The following is a 21,560-nucleotide window of genomic DNA, read 5'->3' on the forward strand; positions in this document are numbered from 1 at the left end:
ATCCTTCAGTTGCTCACCCGTGCCGGGTTCTCCGGCGCCGACGCGCTGCATGTCTACCGTGCGGTGTTCGGCTTCCTGTACGGGCACGTTCTCAATGAGTTGCAGGAGATCGTGGAGCGTCCCGAGGAGACCGACGACGTACTGCGGCTCGGTCTGCATCGCCTCCCGCTGGCGGAGTTCCCCCTGCTGCGCGAACTCGCGCCCGTCCTGGCCGCCTACGACGGCGAAGCCGAACTCGAACGCGGCCTGGACATCCTGCTCACCGGTCTCACCGCCACGCTGCCCGGATCAGGGTGATGGTGTGTGGCGCTCAGTTCCTATCTCGGCCGCGTGGCGGCTGGTGTCATGGTCTCGGTGAGACCACTGATCAAAATGTCGAGGCCGCGTTCGAGTTCGACTCCGCCTTCGTAGGCAGCCAGATCCGAGGCGAGGCCGCGAAGTAAGGGAAATTCGCCCACGGGCAGGCGGTACAAGCCGAGGCGCAGCACGTCGTCGGTCTCTTCGGGGCGTTCGATGATTTCCTGGAGTTCGTTGAGGACGTGACCATAGAGGAATCCGAACAGCGCGCGGTAGATTTGCAGGGCGTCGGCACTGCTGAAGTCGGCCCGGGTGAGCAGGTCGAGGGTGCGTTCCAGCGGCCGCAGGATGCCGAGCGGCCGCAGTCCGAGCGGGGTGGACAGCGGGTGGGTGACCAGCAGGGGAACCACGTTCGGGTGGGCTACTGCCAGTCGGCGGAAGTCGCGGGCGATGATGCGCAGCTGACGGCGCCAGTCCGGGTCGGTGGGGTCGACGGTGAGTTGTTCGAGCACGATTTCGGCGACTCCGTCGAGAAGTGCGGCTTTGTTGGCCGCGTGCCGGTAGAGCACCATCGGGTCGCGGTCGAGCGCCTGGCCGAGGCGCCGCATCGACAGGTGTTCGACACTATCGCGATCGATGATCTCGAGGGCGGCCGCCAGCATCGCGGACCGGGTCAGCGGGCCGCCCGCGTGGTCTTCCCGGGCGGCGCGGTCCGCTGAGGCGTCCGCGGAACCGCTTGGTCCGGCTTTGGCACGGCTCATCGACTCGACGCCTTCTCTCGGTCGGAACTCTGATCTGTTATCGTTGTAAGTCTACACCGTAGACATACAATGTATCTAGACCCTGAGCTGGGGCGACCGGGTTCGCGCAGCTGCCGGGTAGGAGGTTCGAGAAGTGAACGGCTTCGGCCCTGCCGAGCGAAGTCGTCGCCCACGACCATGGACTGTCCAGAAAGCTCTTCACGCTGTGTCCACCCACCGCCTATCAGGCGTTCCGACGGCCGGGGCTTACTGCGCCGGTGACTTGTTCCATCGGCGGCTGCGGCCCGGAGATTATTTGAAACCTATGGATCGGCTACGTTGAGGCGACCTGCTGTCCGTGTGAGTCGGTGGCCGGTTCAGTCGGCGAGATGCCGATGGGGCGTTCGAGTAGTGTGCTCTCACGGACGAGGGCATTGTCGCGTACGAGCGCGTCCAGGGGTGTGGGTTCACACAACGCCACCGGTTCTTGGCGGCGACGGCCGTTCAGGATCAGCTCCGCGTGGCGTCTCACCTGCCTTCGAGTCCGGATCGACCTTATCCGCGCGCTCCCACTCCTTGTCCAGCTCGGTTCGCGATTCCGCCGCCGCACCGCGATGCACGTGCGCCTGCTGAGCGAGCTGCTCGGCCTGCGCCGCCTTGGCCTCGGCTTCGGCTTTTGCCGCCCGGCTCTTGGCGGCAGTCTCCTTCGCCCGCGCCTCCCGCTGACCGACCTCGAGTTCTTGTTCCGCCGCGCGGCTACGAATGCCTTCGGCTTCGACCCGCTGGTGTTCGCGCCGTCTGCGCATCAACACCCACACACCGGCCAGAAGCAAAATGACAACAACCGCGACGACGATCACGATCACAATGGTGGTGCTCATCTTTCGACTCCTCGCACTCTCCCCCTTCTACCCTAACGCCGATGCACTAGCCCTGAACTGGAAAAATGACCGATGGACGCTTAGACGGAACCTGCCCCGCATTCGACCTCCGGCCGGTAAAGGCGGGGCTGCGCCGACAGCGCGGCACAGCCACACAACGGACACTCTTCGATAACCGTTCAGGCGGTTCCGGCGGAGCTTCACCCCCACTGATCCCGGGCGAGCCTCGTTTCTGACGACAATCCGTCCTCGACGCCCTCTCCGCATCATTGTCGGCCGCGTACGACTATCCGCCGTCCATGGCGAGCCCAGAACAGCGTTTCGAACGATTCGCCGGGGGACCATCCGACCTGCTGGTCGAACAGGCTGGATGCGTGCGCTCCCGGGCCTGATCGGCCGGGTTCTCAGGCCATCCAATGTTTTCGAGCAGGCTGCTCAGTCGCGTAATGCCGTCTCGTGCAACGAGTTCAGCGTCCTGGCCAGGATGCGTGAGACGTGCATCTGGGAGACGCCGAGGTGCTCGGCGATCTGGGTTTGGGGTTTGAATTCGAAGAAGCGCATGAACAGCACTTCGCGTTCACGCTCGGGCAACGCGGCGATGAGAGGTTTCACCGTCAGGCAGTCCTCGATGGTGCGGTAGTCCGGTTCCTCGGCGCCGAGAATGTCCAGCAACGACAGTGGCGCGTTCTCGTTGTCGTAGTCGGCGGTCGCGTTGATCGAAGAGGTCTGGTAGCCGTTGTGGGCGATCATTGCCTGTGTGACATCACCGATGCCGACGCCGAGCTGCTCGGCGATCTCGCCGGCTTTGGGCATGCGGCCCAGTCGTTGCGACAGCATTTCGATCGTGGGGCCGAGGCTTTGCTGAATTTCCTTGACTCGCCGTGGTACTCGCAGCGCCCAGGTGAAGTCACGGAAATGGCGGCGGATCTCGCCCATGATGGTCGGCACCGCGAAAGACAGGAACGTCGTCCCGTAATCGGGGTCGAACCGGTCGACGGCGGTCACCATGCCCAGCCGGGCGGTCTGCAGGAGATCATCGAAGTTCTCGCCGCGGCCTGCGTACTTGCGGGCGATGTGTTCGGCCAGTGGCAGGCATCGCCCGATCAGCGCCTCCCGCAGGGTAACTCGGCGCGGGTCGTCCACGTCCAGTTCGGCGAGCTGGGCGAACAGCGGTTCGAGATGGTCGTAGTTGTCGGTGCCGCGGCGGGTGTGTGGCGTCCTCGCAGGGAGAGTCCGTGTCGACTTATCGGTCATCGGTCTGCCTCGGATCCAGCTGAATCGGCGGAGTTCGGACACCCGGACAACCGCGTTGGTGAACGGGATGTGCAGCGGCGACCCGAGGTTGATGAAGGTCGCCGAGTCGCGATGTGACGCCAGGCCGGAATCGTCTCGGCCTGGCACGAGTACAGGATGCCGGCCCCGGTGGGGCCGGGACATCCGTCGCGGTGTCGTGTTACGGGCTGGGTTGGGGCAGATCGCAGTCGTTCACCTTGGGATTGACGCCTGCATAGTTCAGCGGGCCCGCGATGACGGTGACCGCGATGGTTGCCGCGCTGGCGCAGTTCTGGTCACGCTCGGTGAAGTATCCGCGTTGACCGGCGGCGATGGCACCGATGATCAACCAGATGAGCAGAAGCAACGGCACTAGACGACGCATCATGCACCTCCACCGAATTCCGGCGGGTCGGGCACAGCGCTTGCCTGACCGCGGCATCGAGTTCGTTTGTCGCGGATCGACGTTGTCTCGATCGTGTTGTGAGTAGCGGAGTGTCGCATCGTGTTCTCCCTGCATCGCATGCCGCGTAGGCGAATAGAGCACAGCCGGAACTCGGCCGGCTGCGCGGGGATCGGTCAGTAGTAGTGCCGTCGGCCGCCGACGGCATGGCCGGCCATGCCCGCGATCATCAGCACCACGCCGATGAGCGCGACGATGACTCCAGCGGTGACGAGCCATGGGATGCCGAGTAGGAATCCGACGACGAGGAGGACGATTCCGAGAATGATCATGAGCGGTCCCTGATTCGGTGCGGTAAGGATGGGGTGGGGTCAGTGCTTGAAGACGGCTCGGGTTCGGTGGGCGAACCTTGCTCTGATACTCATCGCGGCCTCCTTGTCTGCAGTGAGATGGCGCGCGGTTACCGGCGTTGGTCCCCGCGTGAGGGTGTCGAACGGCCCGAGACGGGCGGCCTGTCATCGAACAGGGGTCCTGCCGCGGAACGTGGGCCATTTTTCGGCCGCTGCCCGGCGGCGTTTGCCGGACGCTCCGGCTGTGGTGCCGGGGTGTCCTCGTCGAGCGAAGGTGCCCCGAAGTCGAAGGGCTGCGGCCCGCCGCGGGCTGAACCGACAAGTCCGCGGTCGTAGCGTCGGCGTCGCGTTCGCCACGGGCGCCCGCCGGACGTCGAGCGGTGACGCTCGAGCCGACTTGCGGATGCACTCGACTCGGCCGGTCTGAAAGTGGTGATCATGGCGATCCTCGAAGCCTTGGCCCGGATCGGTTGCTCCCTTCAGTAGACGCCGCCCGGAGCGTTATGTCAACAGTGTAGGTCTACAGTTGATATCTACGGTGCATTCGTCGCGGTCTGCGTACCGAGCACGCCGCCGGAGGAACCGCGGTCGCCACCACTGCGCGCCGGGTGACACTTCGCCGAATTCGGCCGCGACGAAGGCGATCCTGAGATCGGCGGGGAGGATCATCGTCGCGCCGATACCGGCGGCCCCCAGCACGCCGCGTCGGCGCGGAATGTCCGAGCGCTGGGACATGGCACCCGATGCTCCTCCACGTAGGCCGCCGCCGCTTTGCGCGGCGAGCCGGGCGCCACACGCACAGTTGCCGATGTTGCCAATGGCGGAGATGACGCGTGCAGGAACTGGTGCACGCCGAGTAATGGACGGGTGAAACAAGCGATGCCCTACGTCGAGGACAATCGGCACTGGATGGCCGCGGCGCGTGAGGTCCTATGGCCCAATCATCATCTTGCGCTACAGAAGCTCGATCCGACCGGGCTCGGGCAGCGTGTGTGGGCGTTCGTCCGTATACCAGGCGTACTCGATTCCATTGAGCCAGCCGTTCTCGACCCATAGAATGACCTCGCCGATCGGTGATTCGTTGCGGTCGGTGACCGCTCCGCTGGCGAAGATCCCGTCCGTCGAACCGGATGCTTGCACCGCACCGGGCCGCACCGCCAGATCGACACTCGGTGAACCGACACCCCAGGTTGCGACGACCTGCGAATACGGCACCTGTGCCAGATACTCGGAGGCGCCGAGGGTGTTCGACGACAGCAGCTTGGTGACGACGCTGGTTTCGAGGTCGGTCAACGCTCGCGGCGGAATCGGTGTATTACTCAACAATCTCCTCGGTTCTCGCGCTACGTCATGGATTCGCCCTTGTTCAGCTGGCGGGCGATCTTGCGGCGATACACCGGACCGGACAGATACCGGGCGGCATAGATCATGCGCCGCATCGCCCCGTACTCCTCGAGCGCGGCGGCCAGCGTGTTCTGCCGACCCGACCCGAACTACTGGTCGACCAGTAGCGACGCGGTCGCGTGCCCGAACTTCAACGATCCGGCCAGCCGCAGCAGATCATCGTAGTGCTCGGGCGTATCGGGCGGCCGCCCAACCCGGGAGCAGCACTTCGTGGCCGGAATGGCAGGGGCTCCGACGTGCCGGAGCCGAAGGTCACGAATTCGCTGAATGCGCGGGCGCGCAGCGCGCTGCGCACACGTGCTGCGCTGATCTCTTCCGGGCGGCGCGCCTTGGGCAGCGGTCTGGCCACCGGTATCGGCATCGCCGATCTGGCACGGGACGCCGGCGTCGCGACCGGATCCTTCTACAACCACTTCGGCAGCAAAGCCGAGTTGTTCGCCGCAACCCTCACCGAGGTTGTCGAGGAGCTCGCCCAACTCCTCGACAACGCTGCCGCAGGGGTCGACGACCCTGTCGACGTCGTCCGGGCGCATGTACGAGCGCTGGGCGCGGTCGGCCGGGTCCAGCCTGATATCGCGGCGATCGTCGACTGCTTCCTGCGTCGCGCGACCTGGGCCAGCTTGCGGCTCCCTCGGGGTCACTGCGGCGACGAGCACATCCGGCTTGCGAGCCACCGGCACCACCTCCACCTGGCAGCATCACCGGCCACCCGCCGATGACCACCCCCCCACCCCGGGCCGCGGGTTACAGCGTCAACCTTCCCGGATGCGGCACCAGATACCGGAGGCGTCCCGTCGCGAACCCGGCTCGATCAGATACTGCTATCCCGCTTCGGCGCAGCGCGCGCTGTGGGCTATCGGGAACGCCGGTCGAATCTGCCAGCTCATGCTGCCCTTCCTCGATGCGCTGCCGCAGGGCTATATCGAGCCGGCCATCTTCCTCAATGCGGCGACGGATTTCCGGATCCCGTAGGCGACCACCGTCGATCGCCTGTCAGCCCGTGTCCAGGTGAGCAGAGCGGCTCCGTCCGCGATGCTGCCAACTACACTGGTCGGTTCGCCGACGAGTGGCAGCGGCCCAACGATTTTGATAGAAACCCCCAGGATTTCGGTCCAGAAGTAGTCGTCGGTGGCGGACGTAAAAGAGGCGAGCCCGAGGGCAGAGGCGGCGGCGACCTTGCCCTGTGCGACAGCGTTGGACCAGAACGGGGCTCGTCGGCCGTCGCGGATCGAGTAGGCGACATCGCCGGCCGCGTAGACCCCGGCGGTCGTCGTCGCACACAAGTGATCGATACCGATGCCGCGTTCGTCGGCTACGCCGGAACCATCGAGCCACAAGGTATTCGGTACTTCCCCGGCGCAGGTGACCACGAGGTCGGCGGTCGATACCGATCCATCGCCGAGAATGACACCGCAGACCGGATCGCCTGTGAGTGTGACCAACCGGGGAGTCTGCACTATCCGGACGCCCTGTTCTTCGGCTCGTGCGCGTACCGCGTCGGAGAGGAAAGGTCCGAGGATGCGCCGCAACGGAGGGTCGACATCGATCACGGTGACCGGGATGCCGCGAGCGACGCACGCGCTGGCGACCTCCATTCCCAGAAACCCCGCGCCGACCACGATCGCCGAGGTGGCGGCCGAGAGCCTGGCTCGCAACGTCCGCGCGTCCTCGAGTGTCCGAAGGACCAGTTCGCCGGTCTGTCCCCCGGTGGCCAGCCGCCGTGCGTCGGCGCCGGTTGCGGCGATGAGCGCGTCATATGCGAGGGTGCGGCCGGTTGCGGTGGTGACGGTGCGGGAGTCGAAATCGGTGCTGACGGCGGCCTCACGGAGGAGGTCTATCCCTAGTCCGTCTAGCCGATACGGTAGAGAGCCCTCCGAAGCCGGGTCGTGCAGGACCGCCTTCGACAACGGTGGTCGCGAGTAGCCGCCGCGTTCGTCGGCGCCGATGATGGTCAGTCGACCGGTGTGTCCCAGAGTGCGCAATTCACGCGCCGCGGTGATCCCGGCGATGGACTCGCCGACGACGACGATCGAACGGGGAGAGGTCATGACTGCTCGCGCAGGATCGCTACCGGGCAGGAACTGATGGCCGCCCGCGCGGCACTGACGTGCTCTTCGGGGAGCTCGCCGCCCTCGAATCGGTAAGTCAATTCGCCTGCGTCATCGAGCTCGAACACTGCGGGGGCCTGTTCGGCGCACATGCCATGGCCTTCGCAGCGAAGGTAGTCGACGGAAATCTTCATTGCGATTCGTCCTTCAGTCGGGAATGAGTTGCAGGGGAAGGTTTTCGAAGCGGTGGATGATGTTATTCATCGCCCGCTGCGGTCTTCCGGTGATCTCGATGCGTTCCACGCGTTCGAGCAGTGCGGCGAGGATGGCCTGGGTTTCCAGCCGGGCCAGGCCCTGGCCTGCGCAGCCGTGGGTGCCGTGCCCGAAGCCCAGTTGGCGGGAGGCGTCGCGGCGGATGTCGAAAGTGTCGGGAGAATCCCACTCGAGTGGATCCCGATTCGCCGAGGAATACATCACCACTACCCGTGCGCCCACCGGAATGGTGACGCCCGCCAGTGTTACGTCACGAATTGCCTTGCGAGAGAACGCACGCAGCGGTGACTCGTAGCGCACCACCTCGTTCACCGCATTGGCGATCATCGTGGGGTCGGACCGCAGTAGCTGCCACTGGCGTGGATGGGCGGCGAACAGGTACAGGGCGCTGGAGATCGCGCTGATCGTGGTGTCCAGTGAGGGTGCGAGAAAGTCGATCATCATGGCCGGGCACTCGTTGTGCGCGATCTTGCCTTCATCCGCGGCCTGGAGGATCTCCGCACCCGCGCTGCCGGGCAGCAGCTGCCGGTCGCGAGCAAGGCGGCGGGTGAACCGCATCATCTCGATGCCGGCCGGAGCGGTTCGGATCGATTGGTTGTTGATCGGTCCAAGTGAGTCGAAAGTGGCGCCAGCCCAACGCAATAAGTGCTCGCGACCGTGCTGTGGCCATCCGATCAGATCGGGTACGACCGACATCGGCAGCGTGGTAGCCAATTCGACGCCGTCGATCCGGCGCCGTACTACAGCGGCTTCGACGGCCGCGACCGCTTGCCGCTCGACCGTCGCACGCATCGTGCGCAGCGCCTTGGGTGTCAACCGTCGGCCCAGTAGCCCACGCCGCCGGCGGTGGTCTTCGCCATCGCTGTTGAGGGTGGTGCCACGCGAAAGGCGGTTGGCGAGAGGATTCAGTCCGACGCCCTCGCCGGAGATGAACGTGTCGTCATCGAGTAGGACTGCCTTGCACTCGGCATAGCGCGGTAACGCGTACGCCCGCTGCCTTGCCAACCACACGACCGGGCCCGACTCGCGCATCCGGGCGTAGTGCGGATATGGGTCCATGATCGCCTGCCGCGAGTACAGGTCCGGCTGGTAAACGGGGACACCAGCAGTCTTACGCATCGAAACTCCTCAACACCGACGTTCGTCCGCCGGCGGCTCTTCACCGGATCACCCCGGCCGCGTGCCGCCTCGAGCTGGATTCAGGCGACTGGTCATCGGGCCGATCTGTGGCCTGAATCTCAGGTTAGACATTTGGTTGACTATATGTCAATGACATGAAATCAACTTGTGTTTCCCCCGGGGGCGGCCCAGTATCGGAGTAGGCGATCGGCAGGCAACAGGAGGGACAGCGATGACCGCGACAACCGGGAAGGGGCGTACGACCATGCGTGCTGCGCAGGCCGCCGAGACCCGCCAGCGCCTCATCGACGCCGCGGTCGACGTGTTCTCCGAACAGAGCTACGACGAGGTGGCCGTGGCCGACATCGCAAAAGCCGCCGGGGTGGCCCATGGGCTGCTGTTCCATTACTTCGGCAACAAGCGTGGCATCTATCTGGCGGCCTTGCGGGATGCCTCCGACCGGATCGTGCGAGCTCAGGGGCTCAATCCCGAGCTTCCTATCGCCGAGCAGATCCGCGGCGGGTTCCGCGCTCACCTCAGCTATCTCGCCGCACACCGCGGGCTCGCGCTGCGGTTGGTTCTAGGCGGGCGAAGCGCTGACGCCGAGGCGTTCGAGGCGTTCGAAGCGGGCCGATGGCGGACCATCGAGGGGTGGACCACCCTATTGGGACTCGACCCTCGAATTCCCGCTTTGCGCATGATGATGCGGTCGGCCACCGGCGCGATCGATGAGGCGACCCTCTACTGGCTGCAGAACGGAGAACCCTTCGATATCGAATCCATGATCGACGCCCTCATCCCGATGGTGGTCGCCGGGCTGCGTGCTGCCGCCCAACTCGATCCCACCCTCGACGTGGACACTGCCACGCAAGCACTGCTGGATAGTCGCAGTCGGTGAAGTTGCACCAGTGAAGTGCAGGAACCCTCCGTCGGTTGCAGGGGTTCACGGCTGTTGCGGACTCTCCATCATCTGGGAATTCTTCCGCGCACACCCACTCTCACACCCCAAACCCTGACCCCAGCACGCCGGAAAGCGGCCCCGAACCGTAGAACAGACACGCCCGAACCGACTACCGATCCGAGAGGCCGCCCGCCTCCGTGGCGCACCCCTGCGGGCCGCAGTAAGAATTCCTCACAGTGCCGGCGCTAGAGGAAAATCCCGCTGTGCTGCAGCACATTTGGTCATGAATCCACAACAAGCCAGGATGCACGAGCAAGGATGCAAGTGCAGAAACCGCCCGCGCCGACTTGCCAAACAACCGGAACAGATGCCGGTGATGATCTCATCGATCAGGACCGAAGCCTCTACAGCTCTGCACCTCTCAGCTCCGACGCTGCTCCGGCGCAACGGCACCTGTCTCAGCCCGCTGAGATCCTGTCGCTGGGCGAACTCACATCGCGAGGAGTACGCTCCACGCGACGCGCGGTGGTGAACGAACGCCTCCGCGGCCCCGGGCTGCCGGACTCCCGACGAGGTACACCAAGTCCTGAATTGCCGAGTGTTCTCCACCATTTCACAGTTCAACTGGACACGCTGCGCCGTGCCCTCCGCGCCATGTCCGCTCGACGCGGCAGGGGCCGCCAGAGATGGCTGTGATGCAGGTCACATCCGAAGGAGGTGTTGTCGATTGCCCTTGTCATCGAAATAGCTGCGCTACGATGGGCTGGGATGGCCTTGATTCAGGTAGCGGATCAGTATTTGATTTGGACCTCGAGGAGGGTGACATGCGTGCTCCCGTTCTGTCGATAATTTCTTCGGTCCTACTCGCGATTCGATCCATATAACCCGGCGATTCTCGAAAATCGTCCGACTTGCGCAATCCAGCGCCTGCGCACCGCTGGGAGCTATATCAAGCAGAGCCCTGTCCAGCCGGGCTCCCCTGTGATCAAATCTGTTCGGCGCGCGTTTCGGGTTGTCGATAGAGGCGGGGACCAATATGCAAGATGAAGGATTTGATCACGACGGACTGTGCTATGCCGACAACGATGGCCGAATATGGACCGTGAGCGCAGTCAAACAGGTCTGCTACACGGTAGAGATGATCGATGACCTGTTTCGCCCGACTAGCACTGCGGCGGCCGAAGGGATGGCGGGGGAATCCTACAGAGGAAAGCGGCGACTCGTCGTCATCGACCGCAATGTGGATGATCTGCATGGCAAGAGCATCAGAAGGTATTTCGAGCTGCATGACATGCGGGCGACTGTTGTCCCATTACCGTCCGGGGAGGCATGCAAAAGCTATGGTACGGCGCTACAGGTGGTCGACGCGATGGAAGAGTTCGGCATCGATCGCCGACGCGAACCGGTCGTGGCCATCGGCGGTGGCGTCCTGATGGATATCGTCGGCTTCGCGGCGAGCATCTACCGACGCGGTACTCCCTATATCAGGATCCCCACAACTCTCATCGGGCTGGTCGATGCCGGAGTCGGAGTCAAATCCGGTGTCAACTACAGATCGGGGAAGAATCGACTCGGAACGTACGCTCCTGCTGAAACAACGTTCCTCGACCGAACCTTCCTGAACACGCTGCCCTCGAGGCATCTGAGTAACGGAATATCCGAGATCTTGAAGATGGCGCTGGTTCGATCAGAAAATCTTTTCCTCACACTCGAGAGCGTCGGTAGGGATGTCTTGCAGGATCGGTTCAGAGGAACCACCCCTGCCCTCGAATCCGCTGCCAAATGGATTCTGACCGAAGCGGTTCACCTCATGTTGGAAGAACTTCAGCCGAACCTCTGGGAAGCGGAACTCGAGCGATGCGTCGACTTCGGACACAGTTTCAGCCCGACCATCGAAATGCGAGCTCTGCCCTCTTTGCTGCACGGGGAAGCGGTTTCCCTCGATATGGCGCTCACCACAGCGATATCCCTGCGACGTGGCTACCTCGCCGATGATGAGGCAACCCGGATCTATCGGACGATGGCGGACCTGGGACTTCCTCTGTGGGATCCGATCCTCGAAAGTCGAGGTCTTTTGCTGCAAGCTCTGGCGGACACCATACGACACCGCGACGGAAAGCAGAGGATACCGCTGGTGACCGGCATAGGTCGATACGAGTTCGCGAACGACATCACAGATGAAGAGATTCGATCCGCAATACATTGGCTGGCACGCGCCCGGTCTCGAATACAGCAAACCGGGATCCGAGCAAATAGTACGTTAGGAGCGGTCCATGGGTAATGCGATAGTCGTCGGCGGATCGACTGGCATCGGGCGCGGCATTGCGGACGCCTGGGCCGGCAGCGGCTTCGATGTGACGGTATACAGCCGATCCGAACCGGTCGGCGACGGCGCGACATCACTGCGCTGGTGTCAGCTCGATTTCCGGGACGCTGCGGCGGCACGGACCATTATCGAAGGAACACTGCCGCATACCATCGACCTGGTCTGTTACTCGTCCATCTATTACACGTCCAAACGGCAATACTTCCCTGATGTGGTTGAATGCGATTGGATCGATCAACTGAAGATCAACCTTCATGGCTTGTGGATGGTTCTGAAGAGTACGATTCCGACTCTGCGACAGGCTGGACCGGGCGTATTCCTCAGCGTGTCTTCCGAGGTCGTGTACAACGCGGGACCCGCGAGATCAGGTTATGCCGCGACGAAAGCGGCGGCTGCGTCGCTCGTCGAGTCGGTAGCGCAGGAAGAGGACGCGGAGGAGATCCGGTTCGTGCAGGTGCTGCCGGCGGGCATGGTCGATACGCCGGGTATTCGAGCGCGGCGACCCGCCGACTTCGACTACAGCGACTACATGACACCCGCTGATTTCAAGCCCTTCGCCGGCAACCTTGCGGAGAGCCGTGCGAAAGATATGGCCGGCGACGTCTTCGTCGTCGCCAAAGGAGGTAGCTGGCATTCTCTCCACGACGGAGTTCCTGTTTCTCAATCTCGTGCATTGTCGTGAACCTAGGGACGTGAAACGTGTTCGAATACAAAGCCTCGGCACTACTGTTCGACATGGACGGCACCCTTGTGGACTCGACCGCCGTTGTCCGCAGCACCTGGACCGCCTTCGCTGAGCGGCACGGCCTGGATGCGGAGAAAGTTTTGGGCTTCGCGCATGGACGTCCGACCGGCACCACCGTCTCCGAGTTCATCGGCGACGGTGTGATCGCGCGTCGGGAAACCGCGCGCATAGTGGCCGAGGAGGAAACCACGGTCGAGGGCATCGCAGAGATACCCGGCGCGACCGCCCTCCTGCGATCGATCCCGGCGAGCGCATGGTCGGTGGTCACCTCGGCAGGTCGCACTTTGGCGTTGAATCGCATGGCGGCAGCCGGAATCCCGATCCCCGAGATCATTGTCAGCGCCGAGGACATCGTCCGCGGAAAGCCGGACCCACAAGGCTACTCGAACGCGGCGGCCATGCTGGAGGTGGACATCGCCGATTGTCTGGTGTTCGAGGATTCCCACGCGGGAATTCGAGCCGGGATCGCCAGCGGTGCCCGAACAATCGCAGTCGGCGATCTCGCCGAATTCGATCACCTGATCCCTCGAATAGCCGACTTCTCGAAATCCGTCGTCACGACGCACCAACTGTGCGGCGACGTCACATTCACCGACAGATCGGAGCGACGATGACGGCCGTCATGTACGCGGTCGACCTGGGCGGCACGTGGATACGTCTACGGCATGGTGCCGAGGTCACCGGTTCACCATCGACTAGCCGCATGCGGTCGCCGAGCTTGTTGAATTGTCCGAACGAAGATGTCTCCACGCTGCGACGGCGATTGATCGAGCTCCTCGCCGAGCAGGTCCCCGTCGGCGCGTGTGCGGCTCTGTCGTGTGGAGCAGCCATGGATGAGGAGCAGGGAATCATCTATGGTTCGGCACCCTTGTGGGGTAGCGCGAGGGAGCCGTTCCATCTACTCGCGGAACTCACCCGCGTGCGGCCGGATGTCCGTTGGTACGCAGTCAACGACGTGACGGCCGGACTCGCCGACTTCTGCGCGCGGTACGCAACGGAGGCCACGCGACAAGCCGGATACCTCACGGTCAGTAGTGGAATCGGACTTCGCCTGGCCGATATCAACAGCCGACGCATCCCGGTCGACGGCTGGGGCCTGCAGGGAGAGGTAGGGCACTGCCTCGCCCAGTTCCCCGCTGGGATACAACCACCGGCCTTGCCTGCCTGCGAGTGCGGCGCGATCGGCCACATCGGCTCGGTGTCCTCCGGCCCGGGGATTCGTCGCCTCGCCGAGCAAGCGGGGCTGGACTGTGGAACCGACTTCGATGACGGATTCGCCGACCGGTTGACCGATCGTGACCCAACTGCGAGGAAGGTACTCCGGATCGCGATCGCGCCGATCGCGGAACTACTGCGGACGCTGTGGTGCATCGTGCCCCACCTCGACCTTGTCGGTATCGGCGGCGGCGTCGTCGAGAACCTGCGCGAGCACTACCGTGCCGAGTTGTTCGGTCAACTGAGCGAGAAACGCTCCTATGTAGACAGGGGCCGCGACGAACGATGGCTCGAGGAGCACATTCGCTTGTGTGGTGCACAGGACGTCGACAACCTGCACGGCGCGGTCCGAATGTTGACAGGCGAGCTGCAGGTGGTCCGGTGAGCCGGTATGCCGCGCTGGTGCGTTCTCGCGATGGGGTGCGTTTCGAGCACCTGCCGACACCGATCCCCCGCCCAGGTGAGCTACTGCTCGCGCCGATTGTCGCCGGTATCTGTGGCACGGATCTGCAAATCCTTCAGGGACTGCGGTCGGACCCCACGGATGTTCTGGGGCACGAAGGAATCGCCACGGTCGTCGCGGCGGGGTCCGGCAGCGGACCGTACGAGCCGTCTGCTGTAGTCACCGTGAACCCGACCCACCCAACCGATGCGCGATTCCTGCTCGGGCACAACGTTCGCGGGTTCTGGGCCCAGCGCGTACTGATCCCTGCGGAGGCTGTCGCTGCACGTTTGGTTTTGGAGCTGCCCCGGGTTCCGGAGGTCGACCTGGCATCGCTGATCGAACCGTTGGCGTCTGTGCTCTACGGCCGAGAAATAGCCATGGCTGCCGCGTCGGAACTGCCGAAGGTTCTCCTCGTCTGGGGAGACGGCACTATCGGACACTTGGCGGCCAGGTATTGGCGACATCGTGACCCTGGTGTGGTCGTCGTGCACGTGCACCACACTGAAGCAGGACTCGCCTGGTCGAGAATACAGGCTGGGCCCGAGATATCGTTCCGTTGCGGAGATCTCGAGGTCATGGATCTTCTCGGCACGGCGAAGGATTCCCTCGCCGCAGTCGTCGCAACCCCACGTACCGCGACCGCGTCCGTGATCGCTTCGATCATCGATCACTGCGACGCGCCGCTATATGTGGACGTGCATGCCGGATCGGATCGAGACCCGATCACCACCAGGCACGGTGCGATCGCGGTCGGTCCTGTCCGAGCCGCCAATTGCGGCGGACAGCCGGCTCAGCCGATATTTAGAACCTTCCCGCGCACGAACGCCGGGCCGCTCACGGTCTTCGGTCACCGGGGAGTGGCGAACCGGCATCTCATCGAAGCCGTCGATGAACTACTACGGTACCCGGAACTGTATCGGCCGCTCGTGACCCACGTCGTCGATATCGCCGAGGCGGAGGCGATGCTGGCTCGATTGGCCAACGGGACAAGCCGGCGATTCGCAGACCGGCGAGTGGTGAAGGCTGCCATCATGATCCGGCCCGATTGGCAGCCATGACAGACGACCTCGAGCAAGTCGAACTGGCGTTGCCGCAGTGGCGCCTGAGCATCGATCGAGCCGCGGCCATCGAGCAGGCGATCGGAGCCGGTGTCAGGCGAGTTCATCTCGACTTCGGGGGCGCGCACCGCGGAACGGTCCTCAGCGACGGCGCCTGCCTGCCCCGCTTGCTGCCCCTCCTCTCCGACGTGGCAGTCCCGGTCCTGGCCTTCAACCACGCGAACGACGTCGGCATCTTCACGGAAGACAACCGCGTCAACCCGTACTGTCTGAGCCTGGCCATGACGGCGCTGGACGTAGCGGCCGCCCTGGGGGCGGAAACGCTCCACATACCGAGCTTCGGTGCCAGCACGATCGGTGATGCCGGCCAGCTCATGGCTACTGCCGCATTCTTGCGGCCGGTCGCGGAGTCGGCCGCCGCCCGAGGTATGGGCGTCGCATCGGAGAGTGCGTTGGGAAGCGCGGAGGCGATCCAGCTCTACCATGCGGTCGATCGGCCGAATCTCAGCCTGGTTGTCGATACCGGAAACGCCATCGACGCCGGTCATGACCCGGGCAGGCTCTTGGGTGATCTGCTGGCACAGTCGAGGGTCTGCGCAGAGGTACATGTCAAAGAGCCTCGGAGGCGGCGATTGACCGGTGAGCAGCTCGCCACCCTTGTGCGCGATCACGTACTAACGCATTTCGTGCCGAAAGCGCTACTGCTGGAGAACGATTACGCACACGTGGCCGGAAAGCTGCATGCCGACGTCGCCGCGATGCGCGAGCTTCTCGGCCGAGCCGAAGGATGAGCTTGCCGTGTGCACCTGCGAGCGACGAGGACGGTGAGTAAACATGAAAGCGACCGGGCGACCGTCGACGGGACATTGGCCCACAGGCATGATGCGGGCTTCGGTGATAACGGAACCCGAGCAGGTGCGGCTCGTCGAAGTTCCGATACCGGACCCGGTGCCGGGACACGTCTTGATCCGAGTGGCGCGCGTCGGTCTGTGCGGCACCGACTCAGAACTTCTGCGTGGTGCGGCTCGTTATATCCGAGACGGGCGCTCTACCTTCCCGCTGCGATACGGGCACGAATGGGCCGGCGTAGTGGAAGCGGTCTGCGGTGTCGATTCGGTGCTTCCAGGGGACCGAGTCGTGGGCCAGACCATGATTTGGTGCGGCAGCTGTCGCGGTTGCCAAACGGGGCGGCGCAACGAGTGCACCAGAATGGTCGAAGTAGGGCTGTACGGTTGCGCGGGCGCTGCGGCTCACTATGTCAGGGTTCCAGCGACCGCATTGACAGTCCTCCCCGCTACCGTCGACGCCGACGCGGCGGTACTGATCGAGCCTGCCGTTACGGTGTTGGCCGGAATCGACGCGTTGTCCATACGGCATTCGGACACCGTCATGATCATCGGGACCGGCACGATCGGATTGCTCGCATTGCAGATGCTGAAACGAAGGGTCGCCCGGTTGTCTGTGATCGGGATCGATGAAAACGGGCTGGAACTGGCAAGTCGATTGGGGGCATCGGATAGATTCGACCCGTCGGAGCTCGAAGAAGGATCGTACTCGGTAGTCATCGAGGCATCGGGGAGCCCGGAAGCTCTGGCGATGGCAATCCGTGGCTCTGCGGTCGGTGCCCGGATCGCGGCGATCGGAATCAGCGATGAGATCGCCGACGGAATCGACGTCAACAAGCTCGTACTTGCCGGGTTGAGCATCCGAGGCATCCGGCACGGCCTGGATTACTATCCGGACGCCGTGGAGCTTTTCGGATCGGGCACACTCGACGCCCACACACTGATCGATCGAGTCGAACCGCTGGAGCACGCGGCACTGGCGTTCGCTGAGTTGGCGGCACCGCGGCGAGCGCCGAAGATCCTCTTGGATCCATGGCGATAGTGGGAGAAATCGTGTTCGAGACGAACCTACGGGGTGGGTGGCGCCCCCTCTACTGACAGGACCGGGCATTGAACAGTCGAGAAGTAGCCGTTGAATGGATCGCCGAACCAAGAGACCGTCGCGCACCGTGGATAGTGCACATCAACACCAGTGCCAACGGCGGCGGTGTCGCTGAGCTCATTCGCGCCGTCATATTCAGCTCCAATGGCGGGCGGAGCGACCTCGGTTGGGCTGTGGTAAGGGGTGGCCCCCAGTTCTATTCCTTCACCAAAAATCTCCATCACTTGCTGCACGGACGTGGCGCCCCTTCCGAGCTGTTGACTGCCGGCGCAGGTCGAGACGTGTACCGAGAAACACTGGCTCTTGCCCTTGCCGATATCGTGGCGATGGTCAGACCTGGAGATCTAGTGGTTTTGCACGACCCTCAAACGCTGGGTTTGGCGCCGGGGCTGGCCCTGCACGGTATTCGGGTCATGTGGCATTGTCACGTAGGGTCACGATCGGATCCCTCAGGGGCGAAATCACTGGTCTGGCGCTATTTCTCGGCTGATCTGCAAGCAGTGGAGAGAGTGGTGGTCACCCATGGTGAATACTTGAAGGATGCGCCTGTCGGGGCGGTAGAGGAGGCCCGCCCCGCGATATGGGCCGACTCACCGAAGAATGCCCCGATGACAGCCGATCAGGTCAACACACGCCTCACCGAACTCGGACTCCATGAGTCGGGCCCGGTGGAGACGGAGATCAGTCGGGTCTGGCAGGCTCACTCCCTTCCCTCGTCGGGACTCGTCGTGCTCCAGGTGGGTCGCTGGGATCCACTCAAAGGGATCACCGCTGTACTACGGTGCTCCGAACACTTCGGCCGAAACGTGCACTTGGTTCTTGCCGGACCTGATCCCCGAGAGGTGGTCGACGACCCAGAGGGCCGTGCGGAACTCGATGAAGTACTCCGAGTGTTCCACGCACTATCGAGCGATGTCCGTGCGCGTACTCATATCGTGGCGATGGCCATGGTGGGCAATGACCGTGACTCGAACGAGTATCGGGTGAACGCTCTCCAGCGCCGCGCGGACATCGTCGTACAGAAAAGTGTCGAGGAGGGATTCGGGTTGGCCGTCACAGAGGCGATGTACAAATCCAAACCTATCGTCGCTTCACGAATCGGAGGACTCGACGGCCAAGTGATCCACGGCGTAAACGGCTTCCTAGTCGGAATCGATGAGGACGACGAATTCATTGCCTCGGTTGTACGCCTGTGTGAAGATCGGCCGCTCCGGCTCGAATTCGGCCGCAGAGGGAGGCAGCGGGTAACCGAGAATTATTTGATCGAACGACTGGTTTCCGACTACGACAATATGATGCACGGGGGACCGCCGTCCTGGACGCCTTGACCACCGGCCGCGTCGCCTACCTCCACGACGGTCAAACTCGGCCGCACCCCGGCAAAGCGACTGACGCTGCCCGGCTCGAGCTGCATACGCACGGCCGGACTCCCGCTCCAGTCGGTGGAACGACGGTGGTTTCGATAGATGACTATCGCCATTCGCGAACATTGCGCCCTGTCCCCCGCTGCAGGCGCCGTCACTTCGCCGACGCCCAAGCCGTCGCCGCCGTGGCCCGCATCACCGGCGGCAATCGCCATCCTGGCCACCCGGTACGCCGGCACGATCCGCGCCGCCATCCGGTTGCACCGGTCGGTGCGAGGCCATCGTGCGTGTGGCCGCCGAGGAAGCCGCGGACGCCGCCCGCGCAGACGTCGGCGGCAGACGCGCGTCGGTCCTCGCCGATCGCCCTCATCCCGTCCGTCAGCGTCCGCAGCCGAGCCAGGATCCGGTGTTCACCTCGGCGCAGACGGCGAAGTGCCGCGCACGCAGTTGGCGCGCGCAGCCGCCATGACCGGTGAAGGCCGTTGGGTCGTGTCTCCCGATGTTTCGAGCCATTAGACGACGCGGGCCAGGACGAATCCGGCTCGGTGGGTGGTGGCGAGTTCGTGGTATCGCCGCCGCCGTGGCCGCGCTGGGCCGGTCGGCCACACCTTCGCAGTGTCGCTGGCAATAACGTCATGGCCGAAATCCGCTAGCAACGCCTGGCGTCCCGGACACCAGAATGAAACGTATGCGCTTCACCACCCCGACCGTCATATTGATGATGGCGGCAGTCCTGCTGACAGGATGTACTCTTCCGACACAAGGACCGGACCAGGCCGAGCGTGACAGCTGGTCACGCGTGATCGAGACTGCCATCCAGGCTCTTCCCGGGGTGGTCGATGCGTCACATTGGTTCGATTACGAGGGCAAGTCCCGCACGTACCATTCCCGGCTCGATGCGCAGCTCGAGGATGGCGCCACACCGGACCAGGCCGCGTCCGTGGTGCGTGCCATGGGCGCCCAGCAGCTTCCTCCGCGCTACCAAGGCGACCAGACCGAGGTCAACATCGACCGGATGACGGACTCTTATTATGCGAATTGGCGGTTCGGTCGGGACGTGAGCAGGGAAGCGAACTCGGCACACACCTGGGCGAGAGTCTCGCCCCCCGGCGCACAGGTGCACTGGTCGTCACGTGGCATCGACGTAGACCAGATGAGCAACTCCATCAGCGTCTCAGCGGGCTCCGAGGCCGAACCCCACCGTGCCACTGCGGCGATGCGCCGAATCATCCAGGACTTCCCCGAACTGGCATCCAACTACTGGACGGTGTTGACCGTTCATGAGGAGAGCGGGTTCAAGAATTACTCGAGCCTGGAACCCGGGTGGCTCAACCAGGACCGCCCATTCCGCTACCCGTACAGCCGACCCCGCTTTCCGTCCAATGGTGAACTCGAGATGTGGGAGTGGTTCCTGACCGATCAACCCACCCCATTCTTCGTCGAGATTTCCGTATACGACCCGCCCGGCAAAGCAGGCCGCACCCTGGATGTCACGATATACCCTCCTGTCGGAAAGCAACTCACCGCTGCGCAGGCAACACAACTCGCCGAAAAGCATCTTCCCTACTTGGCCCAGCCCGGTGCCGTGGTCGACTACGCGATCGAAACACGCAACGGCCCCGCTTTCGCGGTCTTCGTCGGCGGTTGCCCCCAGCCACCCTGGCGCGATGTTTCACCGGAGTCGCAGCCCTACGCGCGTCAGTATGAACGCTGCTAGGCCGTGTCTCAGCAGTGGTTCGTGTTGCAAGGCGCTGGGAAGCGGCGTCCGGCGAAGGTAGCAACGGTACGTGGGTATAGCGATAGGCCATACTCGCCGGATCCAAACGCGTCGTCACCGGCTGGCTGAACACACTCGATTCGGTTACTCGAGACTGGCGGCAGGACTTGATCCCCGCCAGGATCGGGTCCAGGTGCCCGGTGAGAAGCTCCCTAATCGGATGCCCGCCTGCGTCATTGGTGTGCCTCGATTGATGACTTGCCTCTCACCGGTCACCGTGCCCTGGGTGAAGGTTCCACCCGCGCCACCAGGACCGGGACTTGGGACGAAGGGCTGGCCACCGAACCTCACACCGACAAAGTCAGCGACCCACCCCTGTCCCGGCCGGTTCCCCGGTGGCGGCTGCTGCTGAAGTCCCTGGCTCGCTGAACGACTCTCCCCGGACCTCGATTCGCTTGTCGGTCGGTCGGGTCAGGCTTGCGGCGTACCTGCCCGGCCGGAGGAGAAAGACGTGGCCGAGACCGGCGACCAGCCCACCGTGCGACTCGTCGCGCACTGCCGCCGCTGCCACGACCGGCTGCGGTCACCGCGATCGGTCGCCCAGGGCATCGGGCCGACCTGCGCGATCCGGGAGCGCGTCGAAATACGCGCCGCAGCGTCGCGACAATTCCGAAAACTGACCCTGTTCGACGTCATGGCGCCGGATCAGATGAACGATCCACTGCTAGTTGGCGCGCAGTGGACCCAGCTCGATGATGCGGTTGCCGATGATGGTGAGCGCGGCGAGGTATTCGGCGTTGCCGGCCTCGAGTAACCGCGGCGGCGGCCGGTTCGGTTCGGCGTTCGGGAACGAGTGCTCGGTCCATCGGATGCGTGAGGCCGCGACGAAACCCTGTGGACGCTGCAGATTTCGATTTCTCCGGAGAACCGCGCCGCGATCGCCCTGCACCACTCTGCGGGCTACCGCACCGTCGGCGTGCGGGAACGCGTCGCCCAGCTCGACGGAAAGTGGCGCGACAGCGTGTTCCTCGAACGCCGCAACCCGGTGCGCTGAG

Annotated in this window: 22 protein-coding genes and 3 pseudogenes; 15 read left to right on the forward strand and 10 right to left on the reverse strand. The window is 63.9% G+C overall.

All coding sequences use genetic code 11. From position 1 onward, the window contains the following. Window positions 1-297: TetR/AcrR family transcriptional regulator C-terminal domain-containing protein (locus tag ACGF7Y_RS25515; RefSeq protein ID WP_393237370.1), on the forward strand; the 297-nt coding region annotated here is incomplete at its 5' end. Between the two features lie 20 nt (window positions 298-317). Here ACGF7Y_RS25515 and ACGF7Y_RS25520 read toward each other — a convergent pair. The 7 genes and pseudogenes from ACGF7Y_RS25520 to ACGF7Y_RS25550 form a co-directional block, all read right to left on the reverse strand. Further along, on the reverse strand, window positions 318-1,058 hold the full coding sequence (locus ACGF7Y_RS25520) for a TetR/AcrR family transcriptional regulator C-terminal domain-containing protein (RefSeq protein ID WP_393237373.1): 741 nt from the start codon (window positions 1,056-1,058) through the stop codon (window positions 318-320). A 446-nt stretch (window positions 1,059-1,504) separates the two neighbouring features. Beyond that, on the reverse strand, window positions 1,505-1,918 hold the full coding sequence (locus ACGF7Y_RS25525) for a hypothetical protein (RefSeq protein WP_393237376.1): 414 nt from the start codon (window positions 1,916-1,918) through the stop codon (window positions 1,505-1,507). Between the two features lie 435 nt (window positions 1,919-2,353). Beyond that, window positions 2,354-3,172 (reverse strand): RNA polymerase sigma factor SigF, encoded by an 819-nt coding sequence (locus ACGF7Y_RS25530; RefSeq protein ID WP_393237899.1) that lies wholly within the window; start codon window positions 3,170-3,172, stop codon window positions 2,354-2,356. Between the two features lie 199 nt (window positions 3,173-3,371). Beyond that, window positions 3,372-3,575 carry a hypothetical protein gene (locus ACGF7Y_RS25535; protein WP_393237902.1) on the reverse strand — a complete coding sequence of 68 codons (204 nt, stop codon included), beginning with the start codon at window positions 3,573-3,575 and terminating at the stop codon, window positions 3,372-3,374. A 194-nt stretch (window positions 3,576-3,769) separates the two neighbouring features. After that, complete coding sequence (locus tag ACGF7Y_RS25540; protein ID WP_169810549.1) at window positions 3,770-3,925, reverse strand: DUF6131 family protein; 156 nt, start codon at window positions 3,923-3,925, stop codon at window positions 3,770-3,772. Window positions 3,926-4,897: 972 nt separating this feature from the next. Continuing rightward, window positions 4,898-5,266 carry a hypothetical protein gene (locus ACGF7Y_RS25545; protein WP_393237379.1) on the reverse strand — a complete coding sequence of 123 codons (369 nt, stop codon included), beginning with the start codon at window positions 5,264-5,266 and terminating at the stop codon, window positions 4,898-4,900. A 26-nt stretch (window positions 5,267-5,292) separates the two neighbouring features. After that, window positions 5,293-5,517, reverse strand: a pseudogene (locus ACGF7Y_RS25550) (Tn3 family transposase); the annotation flags it as partial. A gap of 66 nt (window positions 5,518-5,583) precedes the next feature. Here ACGF7Y_RS25550 and ACGF7Y_RS25555 point away from each other — a divergent pair. Further along, a complete protein-coding gene (locus ACGF7Y_RS25555; RefSeq protein ID WP_393237382.1) occupies window positions 5,584-6,066 on the forward strand; it encodes a TetR/AcrR family transcriptional regulator in 483 nt (160 codons plus the stop codon). 198 nt (window positions 6,067-6,264) lie between these two features. Here ACGF7Y_RS25555 and ACGF7Y_RS25560 read toward each other — a convergent pair whose 3' ends face one another. The 3 genes from ACGF7Y_RS25560 to ACGF7Y_RS25570 are packed head-to-tail and all read right to left on the reverse strand — an operon-like array spanning window position 6,265 to window position 8,787. Beyond that, window positions 6,265-7,395 carry an NAD(P)/FAD-dependent oxidoreductase gene (locus ACGF7Y_RS25560; protein ID WP_393237385.1) on the reverse strand — a complete coding sequence of 377 codons (1,131 nt, stop codon included), beginning with the start codon at window positions 7,393-7,395 and terminating at the stop codon, window positions 6,265-6,267. Further along, the gene (locus tag ACGF7Y_RS25565) at window positions 7,392-7,589 is read right to left on the reverse strand and encodes a ferredoxin (RefSeq protein ID WP_393237388.1); all 198 of its coding nucleotides are present in this window, start codon (window positions 7,587-7,589) and stop codon (window positions 7,392-7,394) included. Before ACGF7Y_RS25565 ends, ACGF7Y_RS25560 begins: the two co-directional genes overlap by 4 nt. Window positions 7,590-7,602: 13 nt before the next feature. Continuing rightward, window positions 7,603-8,787, reverse strand: a complete 1,185-nt coding sequence (locus ACGF7Y_RS25570) for a cytochrome P450 (RefSeq protein WP_393237391.1) — start codon at window positions 8,785-8,787, stop codon at window positions 7,603-7,605. Between the two features lie 232 nt (window positions 8,788-9,019). Between ACGF7Y_RS25570 and ACGF7Y_RS25575 the strand changes: the two genes are divergently transcribed. From ACGF7Y_RS25575 to ACGF7Y_RS25635, 13 genes and pseudogenes are all read left to right on the forward strand, one after another. After that, a complete protein-coding gene (locus ACGF7Y_RS25575; protein WP_393237394.1) occupies window positions 9,020-9,685 on the forward strand; it encodes a TetR/AcrR family transcriptional regulator in 666 nt (221 codons plus the stop codon). 1,141 nt (window positions 9,686-10,826) lie between these two features. Beyond that, window positions 10,827-11,969, forward strand: a complete 1,143-nt coding sequence (locus ACGF7Y_RS25580) for a sedoheptulose 7-phosphate cyclase (protein WP_393237397.1) — start codon at window positions 10,827-10,829, stop codon at window positions 11,967-11,969. Beyond that, window positions 11,962-12,696: an SDR family oxidoreductase gene (locus ACGF7Y_RS25585; protein WP_393237400.1), complete on the forward strand. Its 735-nt coding sequence runs from the start codon at window positions 11,962-11,964 to the stop codon at window positions 12,694-12,696. Before ACGF7Y_RS25580 ends, ACGF7Y_RS25585 begins: the two co-directional genes overlap by 8 nt. A 17-nt stretch (window positions 12,697-12,713) precedes the next feature. After that, the gene (locus ACGF7Y_RS25590; RefSeq protein WP_393237403.1) at window positions 12,714-13,373 is read left to right on the forward strand and encodes an HAD-IA family hydrolase; all 660 of its coding nucleotides are present in this window, start codon (window positions 12,714-12,716) and stop codon (window positions 13,371-13,373) included. An 89-nt stretch (window positions 13,374-13,462) separates the two neighbouring features. Further along, on the forward strand, window positions 13,463-14,359 hold the full coding sequence (locus tag ACGF7Y_RS25595) for an ROK family protein (protein ID WP_393237905.1): 897 nt from the start codon (window positions 13,463-13,465) through the stop codon (window positions 14,357-14,359). Beyond that, window positions 14,260-14,688, forward strand: a pseudogene (locus ACGF7Y_RS25600) (alcohol dehydrogenase catalytic domain-containing protein); the annotation flags it as partial. The gene ACGF7Y_RS25595 and the pseudogene ACGF7Y_RS25600, both read left to right, overlap by 100 nt. A 306-nt stretch (window positions 14,689-14,994) precedes the next feature. After that, window positions 14,995-15,477 (forward strand): hypothetical protein, encoded by a 483-nt coding sequence (locus ACGF7Y_RS25605; protein ID WP_393237933.1) that lies wholly within the window; start codon window positions 14,995-14,997, stop codon window positions 15,475-15,477. Between the two features lie 29 nt (window positions 15,478-15,506). Then, complete coding sequence (locus ACGF7Y_RS25610; RefSeq protein ID WP_393237406.1) at window positions 15,507-16,268, forward strand: sugar phosphate isomerase/epimerase family protein; 762 nt, start codon at window positions 15,507-15,509, stop codon at window positions 16,266-16,268. A gap of 91 nt (window positions 16,269-16,359) precedes the next feature. Beyond that, window positions 16,360-17,364, forward strand: a complete 1,005-nt coding sequence (locus ACGF7Y_RS25615) for a zinc-binding dehydrogenase (protein ID WP_393237908.1) — start codon at window positions 16,360-16,362, stop codon at window positions 17,362-17,364. Between the two features lie 134 nt (window positions 17,365-17,498). Beyond that, entirely contained in the window at window positions 17,499-18,752 is a 1,254-nt protein-coding gene (locus ACGF7Y_RS25620; protein ID WP_393237409.1) for a glycosyltransferase, read from the forward strand. A gap of 724 nt (window positions 18,753-19,476) precedes the next feature. Next, a complete protein-coding gene (locus tag ACGF7Y_RS25625) occupies window positions 19,477-20,505 on the forward strand; it encodes a hypothetical protein (RefSeq protein WP_393237412.1) in 1,029 nt (342 codons plus the stop codon). Window positions 20,506-21,016: 511 nt separating this feature from the next. Next, entirely contained in the window at window positions 21,017-21,319 is a 303-nt protein-coding gene (locus tag ACGF7Y_RS25630; RefSeq protein WP_393237415.1) for a DUF6011 domain-containing protein, read from the forward strand. A gap of 78 nt (window positions 21,320-21,397) precedes the next feature. Continuing rightward, window positions 21,398-21,559 (forward strand): annotated as a pseudogene (locus ACGF7Y_RS25635) (GNAT family N-acetyltransferase); the annotation flags it as partial. Window position 21,560 lies beyond the last annotated feature (1 nt).

Source organism: Nocardia sp. NPDC047654, from assembly GCF_043205035.1.
Classification (GTDB): Bacteria; Actinomycetota; Actinomycetes; order Mycobacteriales; family Mycobacteriaceae; genus Nocardia.